The 1,890-nt window shown below is 59.0% G+C and carries 3 protein-coding genes; all 3 read right to left on the bottom strand.

What is annotated here, in order from left to right:
- Positions 1–451: recombinase family protein (locus OXC99_07050; protein MCY4624739.1), on the bottom strand; the 451-nt coding region annotated here is incomplete at its 3' end.
- A gap of 287 nt (positions 452–738) precedes the next feature.
- On the bottom strand, positions 739–1,560 hold the full coding sequence (locus tag OXC99_07045; protein MCY4624738.1) for a hypothetical protein: 822 nt from the start codon (positions 1,558–1,560) through the stop codon (positions 739–741).
- Positions 1,561–1,581: 21 nt separating this feature from the next.
- Positions 1,582–1,890, bottom strand: a 309-nt coding sequence (locus OXC99_07040) for a type II toxin-antitoxin system VapC family toxin (protein MCY4624737.1), incomplete at its 5' end; no start/stop codon positions are given.

Below are 1,890 nucleotides of genomic sequence, written 5' to 3'. Positions count from 1 at the left end.
GCTTGCCCATGGTGGACCGCTCTCGGAAGTTGTCGAGCTCCAGTTTGCCGATGGCGGCCATCAGGCCGAAGGTCTTCATGTCGATGGCGTCCATGACGGCTTCCAGCCGGATCTGGTGGGCCTCGATGACCTCCATGAGGGCTGCGGCGGGGAACATGCCTCGGCTGAGGCGGTCCGACTTCCAGCAGACAATGGTGTCGAAGCGCTCCCGCTTGGCGTCCTCCAGCATTCGCAGGAACTCGGGGCGCTTCTTGGACCAGCCCCGGCCCACCTCCTGGTAGCGGGCGGTGATGGTCAGTCCCTTTTGCTCACAGTAGGCTTCCATCTCGCCGACCTGCTCGGAGATGGAGGTCTTGTCCTCGGTGTCCTGGCTCTTGTCCGAGACACGGGCGTAGATGGCCGCCCTCTTACCGTATTCCTGCTGCTGACGCTTCGGTGCTTTCTTCGCCATGATTCCCTCCTATCGGTGATACCGGCAGAAAATAAAAGAGACCCGCCCCTGCCGGGAACGGGTCTGCGAGTAGTACAATACCACCGCATCACCTGTTCAGGCAGGTGGCGCCACGGCCCGGGGTGTTCCACCACCGCCGGGCCAACCTGTTAGCCCCATGATACCGCGACTGGCCAGGCGTGGTCAAAGCGCGTCGCCCCTTGTATCCCATATCAACCGATAGTGGGTCATCGATTCTCTTCGGCTTGGTGCGGGGCGTAGAGTAAGTTGCGAGGGTGCCGCCCTCATTATGACGGCGACCAGATTTCGCCCTCCAACGACTTCGGTGGTTGTGTCGCGCGCTTGAGACGCTGCAATTTCATAGCATGGGCACTCATGACCAGGGCAGAGATTCCAGCATCGAAGGCATCGTCGCTTCCAATCATGGCGTCCTTCCAGTACCGCTCAAGGCGGGGGAAGTGTTTCTCCAAATAGTGCTTACGAGAGTCCCGACTTTGAACGGGAGGGCTCTTGGTTACAGCACTTCCGTAAAACAGGCGAGGAAATATCTCTATCACGTTTGGCCCGTCGGGCTTCGGGACATCGAAGGGCCAAATGGCCGCACCGGCTTTCTGTAAGCGGGTGAGGCCAGGAAGGCCGCGAATGGTTCCTGCCCCAACGGTTCCCGGTCCGCCGCTGATTCGAAACACGGACTTGATGTTGGCGTCTCTGTGATCTTCGTCAGTCTGTCGAAATTGGAGATGGTCACTTAGGTCTTCCGGGCACTTCTGATATTTGGTATTGTCCTTTCCCCAGAACGGCCACGTTTCACCGGATAGCCATTCTTCTCCTTTGCTTGCGGCGAGTTGCCAAAGGTCGTTTACCCTTTGCAGTTGATGATCATGGAAGAACCATTTCGGAAACGAAAAGGCAAAGTCTAAGCCGATGTATAACGGACCTCCTGCTTCGATCTCATTCAAGAGCAGGGCAATCACCTCGTCTCGCGTTAGTCCGTTCTTTAGTCGGACGAGGGAGTCAGACTCCGCTATGGCGAGCCAAATGCCTGCCAGTTGGCCTTTCTCGTCCTTCGCACCGGACCAGTCCACGGCGATGTATGTTGCGCTTTCCATTTGGGATTCCCCTCTCACAGTTCAAGCGATCTCGATGTCGGTGAGTTGGAAGTCTTGGCCCTTGAACAGTAGGGGTTCACGGGTAGCCTCCGCAAGCGCATAGGAGAAGCAGTCGCCGAAGTTCAGCCCCGCCGGATGGTTGCCCTTGCCAAACCTCCGCCAGGCCCGGCGTGCGGCCTGCGCCTGGTCGGCGGTGACCGGCTCCAACTCAATCCCTGCCTCTTGCAGGAAGGCGTCAAGCTCGTAACCGGCGGCGGCGCCGCTGCGGCTTTCGAGGACAATTGTCGTTTCCACCAGCGCGGCGACCGACATGCGGCGGGAGGAAGCCGT

The sequence above is a fragment of the Chloroflexota bacterium genome (genome assembly GCA_026713825.1).
Lineage (GTDB): Bacteria > Chloroflexota > Dehalococcoidia > Lucifugimonadales > UBA1127 > UBA1127.
The sequence above is the reverse complement of the archived record's forward strand: the minus strand, read 5'-3'. Positions and strand labels throughout refer to the sequence as shown.